18 protein-coding genes, 1 other RNA gene and 1 pseudogene are annotated in these 19,242 nt (G+C 51.9%); 7 read left to right on the forward strand and 13 right to left on the reverse strand.

The features are described from left to right. Positions 1-302: 302 nt before the first annotated feature. The 3 genes from EPYR_RS13070 to EPYR_RS13080 all read left to right on the forward strand — a co-directional run bounded on the left by EPYR_RS13070 (position 303) and on the right by EPYR_RS13080 (position 1,431). Complete coding sequence (locus tag EPYR_RS13070; RefSeq protein WP_012668860.1) at positions 303-656, forward strand: hypothetical protein; 354 nt, start codon at positions 303-305, stop codon at positions 654-656. A gap of 146 nt (positions 657-802) precedes the next feature. Continuing rightward, positions 803-1,183, forward strand: coding sequence for an Hha toxicity modulator TomB (tomB, locus tag EPYR_RS13075; protein WP_012668861.1), 381 nt, complete (start codon positions 803-805; stop codon positions 1,181-1,183). A gap of 29 nt (positions 1,184-1,212) precedes the next feature. Continuing rightward, positions 1,213-1,431: an HHA domain-containing protein gene (locus EPYR_RS13080; protein WP_004156337.1), complete on the forward strand. Its 219-nt coding sequence runs from the start codon at positions 1,213-1,215 to the stop codon at positions 1,429-1,431. Between the two features lie 69 nt (positions 1,432-1,500). Here EPYR_RS13080 and ffs read toward each other — a convergent pair. Then, an RNA gene (gene ffs / locus EPYR_RS19440) (signal recognition particle sRNA small type) lies at positions 1,501-1,597 on the reverse strand. Positions 1,598-1,729: 132 nt separating this feature from the next. Between ffs and EPYR_RS13085 the strand changes: the two genes are divergently transcribed. Next, positions 1,730-2,047 carry an MGMT family protein gene (locus tag EPYR_RS13085; protein WP_012668862.1) on the forward strand — a complete coding sequence of 106 codons (318 nt, stop codon included), beginning with the start codon at positions 1,730-1,732 and terminating at the stop codon, positions 2,045-2,047. Positions 2,048-2,069: 22 nt separating this feature from the next. Here the strand turns inward: EPYR_RS13085 and EPYR_RS13090 are convergent, their stop codons facing one another. Then, positions 2,070-2,627, reverse strand: a complete 558-nt coding sequence (locus tag EPYR_RS13090) for a YbaY family lipoprotein (RefSeq protein ID WP_012668863.1) — start codon at positions 2,625-2,627, stop codon at positions 2,070-2,072. Positions 2,628-2,849: 222 nt separating this feature from the next. Here EPYR_RS13090 and tesB point away from each other — a divergent pair, with 222 nt between their 5' ends. Then, positions 2,850-3,710 (forward strand): acyl-CoA thioesterase II, encoded by an 861-nt coding sequence (gene tesB, locus EPYR_RS13095; RefSeq protein ID WP_012668864.1) that lies wholly within the window; start codon positions 2,850-2,852, stop codon positions 3,708-3,710. A 74-nt stretch (positions 3,711-3,784) separates the two neighbouring features. Here the strand turns inward: tesB and amtB are convergent, their stop codons facing one another. The 5 genes from amtB to EPYR_RS13120 form a co-directional block, all read right to left on the reverse strand. After that, positions 3,785-5,086, reverse strand: a complete 1,302-nt coding sequence (amtB, locus tag EPYR_RS13100; RefSeq protein ID WP_012668865.1) for an ammonium transporter AmtB — start codon at positions 5,084-5,086, stop codon at positions 3,785-3,787. Positions 5,087-5,108: 22 nt separating this feature from the next. Continuing rightward, positions 5,109-5,447: a P-II family nitrogen regulator gene (gene glnK, locus EPYR_RS13105; protein ID WP_012668866.1), complete on the reverse strand. Its 339-nt coding sequence runs from the start codon at positions 5,445-5,447 to the stop codon at positions 5,109-5,111. A 278-nt stretch (positions 5,448-5,725) separates the two neighbouring features. After that, positions 5,726-7,480, reverse strand: a complete 1,755-nt coding sequence (locus EPYR_RS13110; RefSeq protein ID WP_012668867.1) for a SmdB family multidrug efflux ABC transporter permease/ATP-binding protein — start codon at positions 7,478-7,480, stop codon at positions 5,726-5,728. Beyond that, positions 7,473-9,242, reverse strand: coding sequence for a SmdA family multidrug ABC transporter permease/ATP-binding protein (locus EPYR_RS13115; protein ID WP_012668868.1), 1,770 nt, complete (start codon positions 9,240-9,242; stop codon positions 7,473-7,475). The genes EPYR_RS13110 and EPYR_RS13115 overlap by 8 nt, the downstream gene beginning before the upstream one ends. Before the next feature lie 46 nt (positions 9,243-9,288). Then, complete coding sequence (locus EPYR_RS13120) at positions 9,289-9,762, reverse strand: Lrp/AsnC family transcriptional regulator (RefSeq protein ID WP_012668869.1); 474 nt, start codon at positions 9,760-9,762, stop codon at positions 9,289-9,291. Positions 9,763-9,866: 104 nt separating this feature from the next. On the opposite strand from EPYR_RS13120, the gene EPYR_RS13125 reads away from it, so the two are divergent. After that, positions 9,867-10,793 carry a DMT family transporter gene (locus EPYR_RS13125; protein WP_012668870.1) on the forward strand — a complete coding sequence of 309 codons (927 nt, stop codon included), beginning with the start codon at positions 9,867-9,869 and terminating at the stop codon, positions 10,791-10,793. 78 nt (positions 10,794-10,871) lie between these two features. Continuing rightward, positions 10,872-11,567, forward strand: a complete 696-nt coding sequence (gene queC, locus EPYR_RS13130; RefSeq protein WP_012668871.1) for a 7-cyano-7-deazaguanine synthase QueC — start codon at positions 10,872-10,874, stop codon at positions 11,565-11,567. Between the two features lie 20 nt (positions 11,568-11,587). Here queC and EPYR_RS13135 read toward each other — a convergent pair whose 3' ends face one another. From EPYR_RS13135 to clpX, 6 genes and pseudogenes are all read right to left on the reverse strand, one after another. Then, on the reverse strand, positions 11,588-11,992 hold the full coding sequence (locus tag EPYR_RS13135; protein WP_012668872.1) for an acyl-CoA thioesterase: 405 nt from the start codon (positions 11,990-11,992) through the stop codon (positions 11,588-11,590). A 105-nt stretch (positions 11,993-12,097) separates the two neighbouring features. Then, the gene (locus tag EPYR_RS13140) at positions 12,098-12,430 is read right to left on the reverse strand and encodes a helix-hairpin-helix domain-containing protein (RefSeq protein ID WP_014539275.1); all 333 of its coding nucleotides are present in this window, start codon (positions 12,428-12,430) and stop codon (positions 12,098-12,100) included. A gap of 140 nt (positions 12,431-12,570) precedes the next feature. Then, positions 12,571-14,442, reverse strand: coding sequence for a peptidylprolyl isomerase (gene ppiD / locus EPYR_RS13145; RefSeq protein ID WP_014539277.1), 1,872 nt, complete (start codon positions 14,440-14,442; stop codon positions 12,571-12,573). A 220-nt stretch (positions 14,443-14,662) separates the two neighbouring features. Then, entirely contained in the window at positions 14,663-14,935 is a 273-nt protein-coding gene (locus EPYR_RS13150) for an HU family DNA-binding protein (protein WP_012668875.1), read from the reverse strand. A 191-nt stretch (positions 14,936-15,126) separates the two neighbouring features. Then, on the reverse strand, positions 15,127-17,481 hold the full coding sequence (gene lon, locus EPYR_RS13155; RefSeq protein ID WP_012668876.1) for an endopeptidase La: 2,355 nt from the start codon (positions 17,479-17,481) through the stop codon (positions 15,127-15,129). A 189-nt stretch (positions 17,482-17,670) separates the two neighbouring features. Beyond that, positions 17,671-18,947 (reverse strand): annotated as a pseudogene (clpX, locus tag EPYR_RS13160) (ATP-dependent protease ATP-binding subunit ClpX). Positions 18,948-19,242 lie beyond the last annotated feature (295 nt).

The raw sequence follows: 19,242 nt of genomic DNA on the forward strand, positions 1-19,242 counted from the left end.
CGTCCCCCGTGGTACGGAAAAAGTCTTTCTCAGTTCCCGAGCACTGCGGTAGTCAGCGACTTGACGGCGTGGAAGCAATCAAAAATGAAATGTATCTATTTATTACACACAACTTCTCTTTCGACATCCGCCTATATATAAATAAAACTCAACCACCCTCTTATACCTGTATGACGGCAATGCAGACAGGGGAATATTTGACCACTTAGTCATTGTGATAGGCTATACTGCAATTGACTGGTCGCCTGTTTAACGATTTCTGGCAACTATCCTGGGTAAAAAAATATCTCCGCGAGGAAAAAATGCTCAAAACTTTACCAGTAAAGTACAGCCAAACTGAAGCTAACCCACTTGAATTAATGTCAGAAATCCAACAGTTAATTCCAAAAATAGAGACTGACCTGGTCGGTTCCCTTGATTGGTATTCACCTGATGCGCGATATGTTCCCGATGCTATCAGAATGATTTCCCTGGAACATTTGGGACAATCGCGTTATAAAATGAACTACAGTTTTTGCTGGAACTTGTTCAATGCCTGTCTGGATATTGATGCGAACGAAACAATCAAGCAGTCGGTCAATTTTAGTTACCGTCCAAACGAACTGATTTTTGACTTTGTTGATAACCATCGCCAAATGATGTCAGACGAACTGTAATATTTAGTCATCACCCATACAGATAATTCATACCAGGTTATATTTGTACAGATGTTCATAGTCGCGTCGTAATTATCAATTCCAGGCTCACTGAGTTTACAAGTGCGGCTTAATGACATGTTTCGCGAGCTATGGAGGGAAAAATGATGGACGAATACTCACCGAAAAGGCATGATATTGCGCAGCTGAAATTCTTATGTGAAAACCTGTATGATGAAAGTCTGGCTACGTTAGGCGACAGCCACCATGGCTGGGTTAACGACCCCACCTCAACGAGCAATCTACAGCTTAACGACCTGATAGAGCACATTGCAGCATTCACTATGAATTACAAAATCAAGCATATCGAAGACTGCGATTTGATAAGTCAGATTGATGAGTATCTGGACGACACCTTTATGCTTTTCAGCAATTATGGCGTCAATACTCATGACTTACAACGCTGGCAAAAATCAGCGAAGCGATTGTTTAACATTTTTGCTAAAGAATGCCTAATGAGCCAGGTTCAATCCAGCCATTCATTTTAGCAGCCCATAACTCTTTCTACGGTTTAATAATGACTGACAAACTTCTTACGAAAACTGACTACCTGATGCGCCTCAGACGTTGTCGTTCAATCGACACCCTGGAACGCGTGATTGAAAAGAACAAGTATGAATTATCTGATGATGAACTGGCTGTATTTTATTCAGCCGCCGATCACCGTCTTGCCGAACTAACCATGAATAAGCTGTACGACAAAGTACCGGTTGCCGTCTGGAAGTTTGTCCGTTAAAAATGTAAAAGGTTTTGAGAAGCAGAATTAAGAAAGCGAATAGCTGGCTAAGGCAGAATTGGGTGGGGGCCCTGCCAGCTACATCCCGGCACACGCGTCATCTGTTACGGCTGCTTCCTTCCGGACCTGACCGAGTTCACAAATTAGCGTTGCGGGAGAACCAACAGGGCCCCCATTGAGTGCTCAGAATAATCAGAGCGAAAGCATTATCAATGATGCCCTTACCAATTGCAAGCCACCTCCTGATGACCGTTGTTTTCTTGCTCAATTTGCAGCTTTTTTCCCGGCCTGGAGCATCATGAGTTCGGAATCTGACAACTTCACACAACGAATCTGGCATATCATCGCCGCCATTCCTTTTGGATCGGTGACAACATACGGTGACGTAGCCCTGCTGGCCGGTTCACCCCGCGCCGCCCGCCAGGTCGGTGGTGTACTGAAGCGGTTGCCTGCAGGCAGCAAACTGCCCTGGCACCGGGTGATAAATCGTAAAGGGGAAATCGCATTGGCCGGAGATGATTTTGCCCGGCAGCGTCAGGCGCTGTTAAGCGAAGACATAGAAGTTTCTCTGGAAGGTAAAATTTGTCTGCAGCGCTACCGCTGGCAACGCCTGTAACGCCCCTTGCGGGGCGCTGTCGTTAGAGCGATGTCGGAGCCGGCACGCTGGATGATGGGGTAACCTGAGTAGGTGACGTTAAAGGTACAGTACTCGCCGTTCCACTATGAGTTGGTATGGCGACTGAAGGAACCGGAACCAGCGTCAAGTCCTGCCGTGTGCCGCCGCTGGTAACAGCCTGCTTCACCGTATCGGTAATAAACAGCAACTTGCCATCAACCGTCACTGCCGCACTCAACAAAATGCGCGCATTTGGCTTAATATCTGCGGGTTCAAATGGCAGGACAAAGCGGAAAGGTGCCTGTGCTCCTTCGGTGCGTACCACCCGCTGCGCCAGAATTTTAGACGGCGCATCAGCCAATGAGGCATCAGAGAGGGTGACCGTCAGTACCGCGTTGGGGGGGAGAGCGATTTTCTGACGGATCCATACCGTACCGCTAACATTAGGCATTCTCAGCGTCGATGACTGCCCGGCGACCTGAGATCCCAGTGTAGGAGTTGGCACATTTGTGCTTTTATCGGCACAACCCGAAATTGCAACGGCCAGCGCTGCGCTACTTAATACTTGCCAGATTTTCATTAATCATTTCTCCTTAACTCAGTGCTACGGCAAAACATTGCCACTGATTGGCCAATTTTTACTACTTTGGTGGATTTAATACTGGCACAAGTTGCTGATTTTTTCCTGTATGTGGCTATTTTCATGTGCAGGCCGTCTTAGAAAAGCTCATACGACCCGTTATTGACGTTGGCTGGTCGGATCTCGCAAACTGCAGTAGTAAAAAATATTGAGGAACCGGGTATGAGTCAGGCATTGCATAATCTGTTAAACCTGCTGGATCTGGAAAAGCTGGAAGAGGGTCTGTTTCGCGCACAAAGTGAAAATCTTGGTCTGCGACAGGTTTTCGGCGGCCAGGTGGTAGGCCAGGCGCTGTACGCCGCCAAACAAACGGTGCCGCAGGATCGCGTCACCCATTCATTTCACAGCTATTTTTTGCGTCCGGGCGACAGCCAGAAAACCATTATCTATGATGTGGAAAATTTGCGTGACGGGCAAAGCTTCAGCGCCCGCCGCGTAAAGGCAGTGCAAAATGGTCAGCCGATCTTTTACATGACCGCTTCATTCCAGGGCCATGAGAGTGGTTTTGAGCACCAAAAAACGATGCCCAAGGTGCCCGAGCCTGATGCACTGCCATCCGAGTCTGATATGACCCGCCAGATGGTGCAGTTTATTCCTGAAAAAGCCCGTAAAAAGTTTTTAGCCGAGAGACCGTTCGAAATCCGCCCGGTTGAATTCCATAACCCGTTGCAAGGCCACGTCAGTGAGCCGGTGCGCTATAGTTGGATACGCGCGAACGGCACCCTGCCCTCCGACAAACGTATTCATCAATATTTGCTGGGCTATGCTTCAGATTACAATCTTCTCCCTGTCGCGCTGCAACCACACGGTAAGGGTTTTCTGGAGCCAGGCATGCAGGTTGCCACCATCGACCATTCGATGTGGTTCCACCGTCCGTTCGATCTCAATGAATGGCTGCTGTACAGCGTAGAAAGCACCTCCGCCTCCGGCGCCCGAGGCTTTGTGCGCGGTGAGTTCTACAATCAGCAGGGCAGCCTGGTGGCTTCTACCGTACAGGAAGGCGTCATACGTCAAAACTCATAACACCCTGGTGGCATAAAAAAAGCGGGCCTTGAATGGCCCGCTTAACTTTTGGCTTCGGCTTTTCATGCCAAACATTAATTGTTATAAGCATTCTCGCCGTGGCTGTTAACATCCAGACCTTCGCGCTCCTGCTCTTCCGGAACACGCAGACCAACAGCCATATCCGCCACTTTGAAGCCGACGAAAGCGACCACTGCAGTCCAGACGATGGTCAGACCAACACTGAACAGTTGTACCCAAACCTGATGGCCCATAGTCACCCCCTCGGCATAGCCCACTCCACCCAATGAAGAAGACGCGAAGACACCGGTCAGGATGCAACCAACAATCCCGCATACGCCATGCACGCCGAACACATCACAAGGGTCATCAACACGCAGCCATTTTTTCAAGGTGGTTACCCCCCACAGGCCGGCCAGTCCGCCGATCGCTCCGATAATTAACGCACCACCAACACCTACGTACCCACAAGCAGGAGTTATGGCAACCAGGCCGGCGATAGCACCGGAGCTGACGCCCAGCAGTGAGGGCTTACCGCGTAGCGCCCATTCGCCGAAGGTCCAGCTTAGCATCGCACCAGCGGTCGCGATCACCGTATTGAGGAAGGCAAGAGCCGCAATTTGATTGGCTGCGCTGGCCGAGCCGGCGTTAAAGCCAAACCAGCCAAAGTAAAGGATCGCCGTTCCGGTAAACACCATCGGCAGATTATGCGGTTTAAGGGCTTCTTTACCGAAACCGGCACGTTTACCCACCAGATAAGCTCCGACCAGCCCCGCAACGGCGGCGTTAATATGAACCACCGTCCCCCCGGCAAAGTCCAGCGCACCGTCCTGAGCGAGGAAACCGCCGGCCCACACCATATGAGCAATTGGCAGGTAGGCAAATGTCAACCAGATAACCACGAAAATCAGCACCGCAGAAAAACGGATGCGTTCAGCGATAGCGCCAACAATTAAACCAACGGTGATACAAGCAAAGGACGCCTGGAAAGCGATATGAATATACTGATAAAAAGACCCCATCAGTGCACCAGGCGCGATATTTTTCAGCATCGCCCAGTTAAAGCTGCCAAAGAATGCGTTGCCCTCGCTGAATGCCAGAGAATAACCGTAGACCATCCACAATACGCAAACCAGGGCGAAAGTCATGGCAACCTGAGTCAGCATTGACAGCACGTTTTTCGCACGAATTAAACCGCCATAAAATAGTGCAATGCCGGGAATGGTCATAAAAAGCACCAGGGCAGTACAGATCATCATAAAAGCATTATCAGCTTTGTCGGCGACTGCGGGTGCAGCAGCCATTGCCAGCGACGGTAAAAAAGTGGCCCCGGCGAGGCAGAAGGTAGCAATTTTTTTCATTTTATCCCATCCCATCTATTCTATTCTTAGCCCCGGATTACAGTGCTGCTTCATCAGTTTCACCGGTACGAATGCGGATGACCCGCTGCAGCTCTGCAACGAAAATCTTCCCGTCACCTATTTTTCCGGTGTAGGCCGCTTTGCTGATGACATCCACAACTTCATCCAACTGGTCTTCCGCAATAGCGATGTCAATTTTTACTTTTGGCAGGAAGTTCACGCTGTATTCCGCACCGCGATACAGCTCCGCATGCCCTTTCTGACGGCCAAAGCCTTTAACTTCAGTGACGGTGAGTCCCTGAATGCCGATAGACGACAGCGCTTCACGCACGTCTTCCAGTTTAAACGGTTTGATTACCACGGTAACCAGCTTCATACGATCCCCCAGGATTAAAATATGGCTGTCTCAGCAACACCTGTCTATTAAGCAAAGGCTGTGCCACAGTTGAATAACTGAAGATTTCATATGATGAGTCAATGTCGGGCTGATACCTGGCTGAGACTGCATTTGAACGAAAAGAGAGAAGCAGAAAAAGAAGAAAAAATAACGCACCAACATGGTGCGCCATGCATTAAGTCAGTGCATTTTTTCTCACCGTCGGCCATTTTCTCGCCTGAATTTGGTGCAGCACAGCGATTGTCTCTTCCGGACTCTTATGACACGGCAAGCTGCGCGCCAGCCAGCTGCAACTGATACATCTGCCAGTAGCGTCCGCGTGCCGCCAATAGCTGCTGATGACTGCCGCGTTCAACCACCCGTCCGCGATGCAGCACCAGGATGGTATCCGCTTCGGTGATCGTCGATAGTCGATGGGCGATGACGACCAGCGTAGTCCGCTGACGTACCGCACGCAGGGCTTGCTGGACCGTCTGCTCGGTACCGGAGTCGATATTTGCCGTGGCTTCATCAAGGATAAGTATTTCAGGCGTCGAGACCAGCACTCGGGCCAGTGCTAACAGCTGCTTCTGCCCGACGGAAAGAGAATTACCCTGCTCCCCCAATCGGGTATGAATACCTTCAGGCATAGAGCGCGCAAGCGCCGCCAGCTGCACCTTCTCCAGAACATCCCAAACCACTTCCTCACTTATCTCTCTTCCCAAAGTGATATTGGCGAAGAACGTATCAGCTAATACCACCGGATCCTGCTGAACCATCGCCACGCTGTTGCGTAGTGCGGCATGGCTGAGTGAGGGCAATGGTCGATTATCAAGCAGGATCTCGCCGTCGCTCAACGGGTAGTAGCCCATCAGCAGGCTGGCAAGCGTGCTTTTACCGCTGCCGGTGTGCCCTACCAGCGCAACAAAATGGCGCGGCGGCACCGACAAATTGATATCCGTCAGCACCGGGCGACTGGCGCGATAAGCAAACGTCAGGTCGCGAATGTCGATGCTGCCACTACTGAGCGGCTGGATATCTTTACCATAAGGCTGGCGGGGCGCATCCATCAGCTCGAAAATGCGCTCACCGGCTACCACGGCCTGTTGCAGCATCGATTGCTGGGTGGTCAGTTCGATCAGAGGCTCGTTGAGCCGGCCGAGATAGCTGATAAAAGCGTAGAGCACGCCGACTTCAATGCTTCCCACAGATGAAAAACCATAAAGCATCATCAGCCCGCAGAGTATCAGCGCGGAAAACAGGCTGAGCAGCGGCCGCAGCAGGAAACCATCCAGGCGTAACGTCTGCATGCGCGCCAGATAGTGCGAGCGGCTGGCCTCGCCCATACGTTCGCCAAAACGGGCCTGCTGACGAAACTGTTGGATCACGCTCATGCCGCTAATCACTTCGTTAAAACCATTATTGATTTCTGCCAGGTAACTGCGCACCCGGCGCACAACAGGCGTGCTGTAACGCTGATAGATCAGCATCACGGTCAGCACCGCCGGAAAAATGGCCACCGCCACCAGTGCCATGCGCCAGTCCAGACTAAACATTGCCACCAGCATCGCACCGACCAGCGCAGCACTGCGCAGTACGGTAGCCACCACGGTGACATACAGATCGCGCACCACTTCTGTATCATTGGTCACCCGCGAGATAATTTGCCCGACCGGCTGAGTATCGAATGCGCTTAACGGTTGGCGCAAAGCGGCATCCATAACATCGGTGCGTAAACGCTGTACCACGCCAACTGCGGCCTGGTTGAACCGCAGTGCCTGCCAGTAATGGAGTAAAGCGGCCAGCAGCTGTAGCAACAGGTAGCTGGTTACCAGCCCTGCCGCCAGCCCAAAAGGCATACGGTGTTTCGCCACCAACTGGTCAATAAAATAACCGATCAGCACCGGTCCAAGCACTTCTGCCGCTGCGGCAATCCACAACATTAATACGGCCAGGCCAAGGGATTTCCGCCAGGGTGCACCGTAGGAAAGCAGCCGCTTGATCGTCGGCCATAGCCGAGTAGTATTAGCCATGTGTCACTCCCTGTACGATGTCATCTTCATCTAACGCCGCTTCCAGCTGCTGATAGCGATACATTTCACGATACCAGCCTTCCATGGCGAGCAGCTGTTCATGATCACCACGCTGGGCAACGGCACCATACTGCAATACCAGAATTTCACTGGCCTCGGCCAATGCAGATAGACGATGTGCGCTGATGATCACCGTGCGCCCTTCTCCCCAGCGCCGCAAATTTTGCAGAATTTGGTGTTCAGTACGAGCGTCCACCGCAGACAGGGCATCATCCAGCAGCAGAATTTCAGTATTCAGCAGCAGCGCACGCGCGATGGAAATACGCTGTTTTTGCCCGCCGGAAAGCATCACCCCGCGTTCGCCTACCTCCGTCTCGTACCCTTGCGGCAAGCGCAGTATATCCTCGTGCACGTTGGCCAGTTGCGCCGCATGCTCAATCTCGCTCTGCGTGGCAGCAGGACGACCTAAGGCAATATTTTTTGCCACGCTGTCAGAGAACAGGAACGGGGTTTGGCTGACTACCGCCAACCTGCTGCGCCAGGCGTCAAGACGCAACTGTGGCAGTGGGATTGCATGAAAACGAATGCCCCCCTGTTCAATATCAAAATGGCGCTGGATCAGGCTGAGTAGCGTACTTTTGCCCGAGCCGGTGGAGCCACACAGCCCCAGCATTTGCCCGGGTTTGATATTCACATTGAGGTTACGTAGCACAGGCTGCTGCACGCCAGGATAACAAAACTCCCGGATAGCAATTTGCAGCATCCCACGCCCTTCCGGCAGCGACTTATTACCATCGGCGACCACCGGCGCTTCGGACAGCAGCGAGCGGATACGGCTCCAGGCGGCGCTACCGCGTTCAACAATATTCAGCATCCACGCCAGCGCCAGCATTGGCCAGATCATCAAACCGAGATACATAACAAAACTGGTTAGCTGCCCAAGCGTCATCGAACCATGCCAGACCATCCAACTCCCCCCACCGACAGCCAACAGGTTTGACAGAGCGATGGCGATGTAGATGGTGGGATCGAAACGTGCATCAATGCGCGCCACACGCAGGTTTTTTTCCCCGGTATCCTGAGCAATGGCTGCGAACTGGCCCGACTGATGGTTCTCTAAACCAAATGCCTTGATCATGCGGATACTGCTCAGACTTTCCTGGGTTTGATCGTTTAATGAGGAGAAGGCGGCCTGTGCGCTTTTAAAACGATGATGTAGCTGGTCGCCGTAATGTTTGATCACCATCGCCATGATCGGCATCGGCAGCAGGGCCAGCAGGGAGAGCTGCCAGCTAATTTGGCTGCTCATCACCACCAGCACCACCATGCCCATTACCAGTGAGTCCACCAGCGTCAGGACGCCTTCTCCGGCTGCAAAGACGACCCGGTCAACGTCATTGGTGGCTCTGGCAATCAGATCGCCAGTGCGGTGCCGCAAATAAAATTCAGGGTGCTGACGGCTTAGCTGGCGGTAAAAATCTTCACGCAGTTCAACCGCCAAATGGTAAGAGGCACCAAATAGCAGTATGCGCCAGACATAGCGCAGTAAATAGACGATTATCGCGGTGATTATCATTGCGCCAATCCACATTATCAGCTGCCCGGTGCTCATGACCCCATGGCTGACGCCGTCAACGATTTTGCCTACAACATAAGGTGGCAATAGCTGAAGTACAGCAATGACAATCAGCAGCAGCACCGCACCGAGATATCGGCGCCATTCTCGCAAGAAAAACCAGCTCAGTTGGCTAAAAAGTCGCAATTGAACATCCTGATTATTGGCCGGATTAAGTTAGCGGCAGTCCCTGTCAGGGGCCAACCGGTAAAGCGGTAGTGTATTTTATCTCTTCCATGGCAAAGCTCGAGGTCACATCAAGTAAGCCGGGAACGCTGTTTACCAGCGTTTTATAGAAGCCATCATAGCTTTTCATATCGGTTACCTGTACCCGCAACAAATAATCATATTCTCCCGCCATGCGATAAAAACCCATCACTTCCGGCATCGCCTGGACCACACTGACAAACTGATGGTACCAGTCACTGCTGTGCTGACGAGTTTTGATTAACACAAAGGCCGTGAGATCCAGACCGAGCTTTTCACCATTCAACAGCGCTACCCGGCCGCGAATATAGCCCTCATCCTCCAGCCTTTTCAAGCGCTTCCAACACGGCGTTGTTGTCAGGTTTACGGCATCCGCCAGCACCTGCAGTGACAAGGTACAATCCTGCTGAAGCAGGTTCAAAAGCATACGGTCTTTTTTATCCAGCGCTGTTTGTAGCAAAATTTTCTCCCTAATATGATAAAAGCAGCAATATTATAGCAACCTTTTCTCCCGGCATTTCGTTAATCTGCTGCTTTCCTCTTTTACATTCAGGGATGACCGGGATGAACAACAAAATTTATCGTAACATTTTGATCATTGGACTATTCACTGCCGTTTCCCTTACCTGGGGAACCACCTGGATGGCGATGAAAATTGCCGTGGCCAGCGTGCCGCCAATTTTCGCTACCGGGCTGCGCTTTCTTTGTGCCGCGCCGCTGCTGTTATTGTTGGCACGTTATAAAAAAGCCCCTCTGCTATTCCCCGCTGGTCAACGCGGCTTCCAGCTGTGCGTCACGCTTTTCTATTTTGCAATCCCGTTCACCCTGATGATTTACGGCGAACGCTATACCTCCTCCAGCCTGGCCGCCATTATTTTTGCCACAATGCCTGCGGCCGTTCTTGCGGCATCACTGTTATTTTTACGAGAAAAAACAACGTTGCAACAGCTGCTTGGCCTTGGCATCAGTACCGGCGCACTGGGCACCATACTGTGGCATGAAACGCAGTCCAGCGCAGAAAGTCAGCTGCTGGGAATTCTGGCACTGGTCGCGGCAGTGCTAATCCATGCAGTCATGTATGTACAGTGCAAAAAACGCTGTGCGGGTATCTCGGTACTGAGCTACAACGCGCTACCCTGCATGGGTGCCGGGATACTTCTGACGCTTGTCGGCCTCAGTGAATCACCTGATTACCAGGCTTTTACGCCACAGGCGCTGCTGGCGATAGCTTATCTTGGGGTGATCGCCGGGGTGGGTGGTATTCTGGCCTACTTTGCGCTGCAGCAAACGGCCAAACCCTTCCAGGCATCGCTGGTATTTCTGGTGTTTCCTCTAATTGCCGTGACGCTGGAAAGCAAATTGAACGGCGTTAGCATCAGCCTCCAGTCGCTGATCCTGTTACTGCCATTCCTGCTGGGAATTATGCTGACGCTATATCGTGGAGCTTGCCAACCTGCTATAGCCAGAGCGGAACGGGCCAGTAATCGTTAAGCAACACTAAGACCGGGGATACCTTTATTTGCCGCCAGGCATTACCATAGCCCCGTGAGATAATCGGGGAAACAAAATATGAAGCGTGCAGTGGTTGTATTTAGCGGTGGGCAGGACTCCACAACCTGTTTGATTCAGGCCTTACAACAGTATGACGAGGTGCACTGCGTCACCTTTGACTACGGCCAGCGCCACCGCGCTGAAATAGAAGTTGCCCAACAGCTGTCAACGTCGTTGGGTGTTCGGGCGCACAAAGTGCTCGATGTCACCATGCTTAACGAACTGGCCGTCAGCAGCCTGACGCGTGATAACATACCAGTTCCGGCTTATAATCCCGCAGCCAGTGGCCTGCCCAGCACCTTTGTCCCTGGCCGCAACATCGTGTTTTTCACCTTCGCCTCAATTTATGCTTATCAGATTGAAGCAGAAGCGATCGTTACCGGTGCCTGTGAAACTGACTTCTCCGGTTACCCTGACTGCCGCGATGAATTTGTTAAAGCGCTGAACCAGGCGATTAACCTCGGTATGGCTCGTGAACTGCGCATCGAAACTCCGCTAATGTGGCTGAATAAAGCAGAGACTTGGGCGCTGGCCGACTACTGGCAGCAGCTGCCGCTGATACGTCATCAGACGCTAACCTGCTATAACGGTATTATCGGCGACGGCTGTGGCGATTGTGCCGCCTGCCATCTGCGCGCCCGTGGATTGAGCGAATATCAGCAAAATCCTGCTGCGATCACGCTGGAGTTAAAGCGCAAAACCGGTCTGGTGTAACGGCCCGGGGCGGGTATTGATCAGCTCCCCGGGGCTAAGCCGGCCAAATGTGCTTTCAACTCCCCTTCCAGCGGCTGTGCTCTCTGCGTTTTGGTATCGACGCAGACAAAGGTCAACATGGCATCTGCGATCTCAATTCCGTCCGGCTGCAATGAAACCCGCTGTGCAACGATGCCGCTTTTGCCACCAAGCTTCACCAGCTGACAGTCAACATCCAGCACGTCGCCCATCATTGCCGGGCGGCGATAGTTGATATTAATATTAACGACGACCAGCGCCAGGCCCCTTTTGCTCATCCAGTGAAAGGATCCTCCTTCTTCCAACCATGCCCAACGGGCTTCCTCAAGAAACTCCAGATAACGCGCGTTATTGACATGCTGGAAGACGTCAAGATGGTAGCCACGTACTTTTATAACGGTTCGCATAACCATGTTCTCCGCGCTGAAAGGCCACAAAAACGGGTATGACCTTTCAGAGATTAGCAGTTAGCAATCCGGTTTACAGAGCAAATGGCCGACTCAGGATAGGGATCACAGTTTGAGGCGCGCCAGATTTCTCTCCACCAACGTGTTGCCGAGACCGGGAACCTCCTTCAATTGATCTACCCCAGTAAAAGGACCGTATTTCTCGCGGTAGCTGACTATAGATTCTGCTTTTTTCAGACCGACGCCGCTCATCGCCGCCGCCAGCTCCTGCGCGCTGGCGCTATTAATACTGACCTGCGCCCCGGCGGCGCCCCTTTCTTCGGCCAACGTTTTTCCCCCGCTACTAAGCTCATCTGGCGCGCTGGTAGCGGCTAAAGAAGGCATCGTCAGCCCGATAGCAAGGGCAAAGGTGATCGCCTGTAATCGATGATTCATCATGCTGTTTTTCCTCCATGTGTTTGACAGCACGGCAACTCTACGCCCGAAGTGGCAGCGCGGCAAACGGCCTGTTTCAGAAATGGAAAAGGCCGCATAAGCGGCCTTGAATGTTGCAATCTGTTGCAGAAAATTTACGAGGCTTATTGCGCCTGAGCCATAGCTCCGTATTTGATTTTCGCTTCCTTACGCAGATTGCTAAGCATGGCTGCAAAGGCAAGCTGGGCGTTATTCTGGGTGATGCCCTGCACCAACGCCTGTTTTTGCGCTTCAGGCATCTCGCCTTTTTGCACTTTGTCGAGCGCAATCAGCACCACATTACCCTGAGCATCTTCACTGATGCCGTAGGACGGCTTACCTTGTGGTGGCAGTGGCAGTGAGAATGCAGCCTGGGTTAACGCATCCTGTCCGGTACGCATGAGCGTCTGCTGAGCGGCAAATCTGAGATTGGCTGCTTTCAGCGCGTCGTCACCCTTACCGGCTTTCAGTTCAGCCAACAGTTTGTCTGCCTGAGCTTTTGCCTGCTGCAACCCTTTTTGCTGTTTCAGCGTATCGGTAATTTGTGCAGCCACGTCTTTTAACGCTTTTACCGCTTCCGGTTTGTGTTCGCGAATACGCAGAACGAACGCACGATCGCCATCCACGGTAATCACCTCGGAGTTGCTGCCCGGCGCACCGTTTTCACCTAACAGAGCACCGTTAAAGATAGCGTCCTGCACCGCTTTAAACTTCAGCTCGGCTGGCAGATTGTCACGATCAAACCAATCGGTATCAACGGCTTTCACACCGGCAACCTGTTCGGCGCTCGCCAGTGACTCGTTGTCATTACTGGCTGCATCGCTGACTTTCTGTTGCAGTTTATAGAAAGCAACAACCGCCTTTTCCTGTTTCAGTTTGCGGGCAATCTCATCGTGCACTTCGCTTAACGCTTTGACTTTTTCCGGCTGAGTGTCATCCAGGCGCGCAACGATAAAACCGACTGACGAGGTAATCACATCCGATAGCTGGCCTTTCTCTTTCAAAGCGGCATTTTTCAGCTCGTCTGGCGTGGTCTCTGGCTCCAGCCAGCCCATATCGCCGCCGTTGCGGGCAGAAATAGGATCGGCGGATTTCTCTTTCGCCAACTTAGCAAAGCTCCCCCCTTTATTCAGAGCATCCAGAACCGACCGTGCCTCGGCTTCGGTTTTCGTCTGGATAATGCTGTAGCGGTTGCGCTGTGGCTGAGTGTAATCATCCTGGTGCTGTTGATACCAGCTTTGGATATCACTTTCACTCACCGGCTGCAGCATCGCCGACGCATCCATTTTAATGTAGCTGACGCGGAACTGCTCAGGAGACATCAGGCTGCTCTGATGCTGCTGGTAGTAGTTGGCGATCTCTTCCTGAGTCACGTTCTGCTTAGCGGCCAGGGCGTTAACGTTAATCGTCACTTCACGCACCAAACGCTGTTGTGCCACCAGCGCCGCCAGTGAATCCGTTTCATTGCCAAGAACAAAGTCAGTTCCTGTCACGGACCCAATTAGCTGCTGGGTGGTAAGCTGCTTACGCAAAGCTTCTGCATACTGATCGGCAGTGAATCCCATATTATTGATAATGCTCAGGTATTTAGCGTTATCAAATTTCCCGTCTGTCTGAAAAGCTGGCTGTGTGAAGATCGCCTGTTTGATTTGGTCGTCGCCGATAGCCAGGCCAATTTCTTTTGCATACTGCGTGAGCAGCATTTCATCAATCAGTTGGGAGAGGGCCTGCTGACGCATCTGCTGCATATAGCCTTCGTTACCCGCCAGCACGGAAAATTGTTCTCCCAGCATTTGCTGCTGGCGAGCACGCTCGCTGCTAAAGGCACGTTCAAGCTGCGCCCGGCCGATCTCTTGCCCATTGACTTTAGCGGCATAATCCCCGCTTCCGCCGGTCAGGTATCCGCCTACCCCGGTAAGGATAAAGGACAGGATGATCAGGCCCAGTATAACTTTGAGCACGACATGGTTCGACGCCGCGCGTAAATTGTCCATCATGGTGTGACAACACTCCGCTGTAGTATGAATGTAAACCTTGCGCTGTCGTCCCGCGTTGACCAGGACGTGCTTAGCCGGTAAGACAACCGCCCCCGGCGTTTGTCAATGAAACATAAAAAAAAAGCACATCAATTTGCTGATGTGCCCGTATGTTACATGAGAACGCATTGGCGATCCTCAATCCACCGCAGAAATTTGCTGCTGCGATGCCTCAACGCGCTTATTTAACGGCTTCTCTCAATTCTTTACCGGCACGGAAACCTGCCACTTTTCTCGCTGCGATAGTGATCTCTTTACCGGTTTGCGGGTTACGGCCAGGGCGTTCAGCGCGTTCGCGTACCGAAAAGGTGCCGAAATTAAGCAGTGCCACTTCTTCGCCAACCTGTAGTGATTTAGTTACTGTGTCAATAAAAGCTTCCAGTATACGTCCCACTGAGGCTTTAGAAACATCGGCATCTGCAGCAATTTTTTCGATTAACTGTGACTTATTCACTCACTCATCCCCTATTGTGTTATTTGTACCCTGTGCGGGCTTCGCCAAATGCGAGCATGCAGTTATTTTTGGGCTGTACAGCCCTGGCAATCCTTGCTCTGACAGAGCCATAACTTAACCACAGCTAAAAAGGCTGGCAAGCACCAATTCACTTACCAACCTTAGTTTTATAGTGAGTTTGCCTTAAATCACTATTTTGCCGTGGCAACCTGCATACCATAAGGCGCGTTCTGCAGGGCCAGGGTTAACACCTCTTCAATGCGCTTCACCGGATGAATATCCAAATCGGCAATAACGTTTTCCGGGATCTCCTCCAGATCGCGCTTGTTTTCATCCGGGATCAACACCGTTTTAATTCCGCCACGGTGAGCGGCCAACAGTTTCTCTTTAAGCCCACCAATTGGCAGAACCTGACCACGCAGCGTGATCTCACCGGTCATGGCAACATCAGCGCGTACCGGATTACCGGTAAGACAAGAAACCAGCGCAGTACACATGGCAATACCCGCACTTGGGCCATCCTTGGGTGTTGCCCCTTCAGGCACATGCACATGGATGTCGCGTTTCTCGTAGAAGTCACCGTTGATACCCAACTTTTCCGCCCGTGCGCGAACCACTGTCAACGCAGCCTGAATCGATTCCTGCATCACTTCGCCCAACGAACCGGTGTAGGTCAGTTTTCCCTTACCCGGAACGCAGGCCGTTTCGATGGTTAACAGATCGCCACCGACTTCAGTCCATGCCAGGCCGGTAACCTGACCAACGCGGTTTTCGCTGTCGGCACGGCCGTAGTCATAGCGCTGCACGCCGAGATAGTCTTTCAGGTTGTCAGCATTAATTTCGATGTGCTTAACGGACTTGTCCATTAGCAAGGTTTTTACCGCCTTGCGGCACAGCTTGGAGAGTTCGCGCTCCAGGCTACGCACGCCCGCTTCACGTGTATAGTAACGAATAATGCCAACAATGGCGCTATCGTCGACGGTCAGCTCATGTTCTTTCAGAGCATTACGCTCAATCTGCTTCGACAGCAGGTGCTTTTTAGCGATATTGAGTTTTTCGTCTTCGGTATAACCGGACAGGCGGATCACTTCCATACGATCCAGCAGCGGAGCCGGAATGTTCATCGAATTAGATGTTGCAACAAACATCACGTCGGAAAGATCGTAATCCACTTCCAGATAGTGGTCGTTGAAGGCAATGTTCTGTTCCGGGTCGAGCACTTCCAGCAGTGCAGAGGCTGGATCGCCACGCATATCGGATGACATTTTGTCTATTTCATCCAGCAGGAACAGCGGGTTTTTGACCCCAACTTTCGCCATTTTCTGGATCAGTTTGCCCGGCATCGAACCAATATAGGTGCGACGGTGACCGCGAATTTCAGCTTCATCACGCACCCCCCCCAGCGCCATACGCACATATTTGCGCCCGGTAGCTTTAGCGATAGACTGCCCCAGTGAGGTTTTACCCACGCCCGGAGGCCCTACCAGGCAGAGGATCGGGCCTTTGATTTTGCTAACGCGGCTCTGCACGGCTAAATATTCAAGAATACGGTCTTTAACGCGTTCCAGGCCGAAGTGGTCAGTATCCAGCGTTTCCTGCGCTTTCTGCAGGTCTTTTTTCACCTTGCTACGCGCATTCCACGGCACCTGTACCATCCAGTCGATGTAGCCACGAACGACCGTTGCTTCAGCAGACATCGGTGACATCATTTTCAGTTTCTGCAGTTCAGCTTCGGTTTTTTCACGCGCTTCTTTCGGCATTCTGGCCGCATCGATTTTGCGTTTCAGCGCTTCGTTTTCGTCCGGCGCATCGTCCATCTCGCCCAGTTCTTTCTGAATCGCCTTCATTTGCTCATTCAGGTAGTACTCACGCTGGCTTTTTTCCATCTGCTTTTTAACGCGATTGCGGATGCGTTTCTCAACCTGTAACAGGTCGATTTCCGATTCCATCATCGCCATCAGATATTCCAGACGTTCATCCACGTCTGACATTTCCAGTACTGACTGTTTATCCGCCAGCTTTAACGGCATATGAGCGGCAACGGTATCAGCAAGACGCGCAGCGTCATCAATGCTGTTGAGGGAAGTGAGCACTTCTGGCGGGATCTTTTTGTTCAGTTTGATATAGCCTTCAAACTGATTAATCGCCGTACGCACCAGCACTTCCTGCTCGCGCTCTTCAATTTCCGGGGACGTCAGATACTCGGCTTTAGCCGTAAAGTGGTCGCCATTGTCGGATAGGGTGGTGATATGTGCACGCTGTAACCCTTCCACCAGCACTTTTACTGTGCCATCCGGCAGCTTTAGCATCTGCAAAATAGAGGCAACGGTTCCGACCGAGAAGAGATCGTTAATACCAGGTTCATCCGTTGAAGCTTCTTTCTGAGCGACCAGCATGATCTTTTTATCATGATCCATGGCGGCTTCAAGGCAGCGAATTGATTTTTCACGACCAACAAACAACGGAATGACCATGTGCGGATAAACCACTACGTCACGCAACGGTAACACAGGGATTTCAATGCGTTCAGAACGCTCAGGATTCATAGAGCTCTCTCTTTAGTTTAATTTCCGCCAGGGTAAGGGGAACCGCATCATTAAAAAAGGTGCAGTTTAACCCACAGGTATCTGAGTATATGGGGATGAACGGAATAGATTCAATGTTGGGTTACGAGAAAAGTAAAAGGGGGGGACATTTCCCCCCCTGGCCATAACTCACTGGATTAATTTGGTTATTTATTCACCAGACACCTGCTGAACGTCCGCTTTACCATAAATCAGCAGCGGCTGGCTTTCGCCGGAGATGACCGACTCGTCGATGACCACTTTTTCCACGTCATCCACCGACGGCAGATCGTACATGGTGTCCAGCAGTGCGCCCTCCACGATGGAGCGTAGCCCGCGCGCACCGGTTTTGCGCAGCATCGCCTTGTTGGCAATGGCTTTCAGCGCTTCTTCACGGAACTCCAGCTCCACCCCTTCCAGATTAAACAGCGCCTGATACTGCTTGGTCAGCGCATTTTTCGGCTCGCGCAGGATCTGGATCAGCGCTTCCTCGCTCAGCTCGGTCAGCGTCGCCACCACCGGCAGACGACCGATGAATTCAGGGATCAGACCGAATTTAATCAGGATCCTCAGGCTCGACCTGCGCCAGCAGCTCGCCTTCTGTCGCCTTTTCTGACTTGNCNTTTCACCGACGCGCCAAAGCCGATGCCGCTGCCACTGTCCACGCGCTGTGAAACCACCTTATCCAGCCCGGCAAACGCACCGCCGCAGATAAACAGGATCTTCGAGGTGTCCACCTGCAGAAACTCCTGCTGCGGATGCTTGCGCCCGCCCTGTGGCGGAACCGCTGCCACCGTCCCTTCAATCAGCTTCAGCAGCGCCTGCTGCACGCCCTCACCCGACACGTCACGCGTTATTGACGGGTTGTCCGATTTGCGCGAAATCTTGTCGATTTCGTCAATGTACACGATGCCGCGCTGAGCCTTTTGCACGTCGTAATCGCACTTCTGCAGCAGCTTCTGAATGATGTTTTCCACATCTTCACCCACGTAGCCCGCTTCGGTCAGCGTGGTGGCATCCGCCATGGTGAACGGTACGTCCAGCAGGCGTGCCATCGTTTCGGCCAGCAGGGTTTTACCGCTACCCGTTGGGCCAATCAGCAAAATATTGCTTTTGCCCAGCTCGATNCCGTTGCTGGTGTCGCCGTTACGCAGACGTTTGTAATGATTATACACCGCCACCGACAGCACCTTTTTGGCCCGCTCCTGNCCGATGACGTAATCATCAAGATGGTGGCGGATTTCATGCGGCGTGGGCAGTGAGCTGCGCTCGCGGTGCGGCGCAACTTCTTTAATCTCTTCACGGATGATGTCGTTACATAAGTCTACGCATTCATCGCAGATGTATACTGACGGGCCGGCAATCAGCTTACGCACTTCNTGCTGGCTTTTGCCGCAAAAAGAGCAGTACAGCAGCTTCCCTGAACCGTCTTTGCGCTTCTCTGTCATCAGTTAGCCTCATAGCTGGTACACAACAGACCCGAAGTGATCTGTCGCAATTCACACCATTGTTAAACATTAATATAGCCCATTTTGCTGATAAGCAGGGAGAACAGCGCCACATTCCACTTTGTACAGGATGAAGAAAGCTTATTTAGCCTGTACCAGGGCTGAATCAGGCTTAAGGAGAAAAACTTCGTCGAAAGGTCATTTAACGTTCTGTTTTAAAAGATAAAGAAGTGAAGAAGTCAGGGTTTATTTAGCTGCTAACTGGATTATGCTAAACTCTGGTCACTTAAATTTA

The organism is Erwinia pyrifoliae DSM 12163 (assembly GCF_000026985.1).
In the GTDB taxonomy this organism is placed as follows: Bacteria; Pseudomonadota; Gammaproteobacteria; order Enterobacterales; family Enterobacteriaceae; genus Erwinia; species Erwinia pyrifoliae.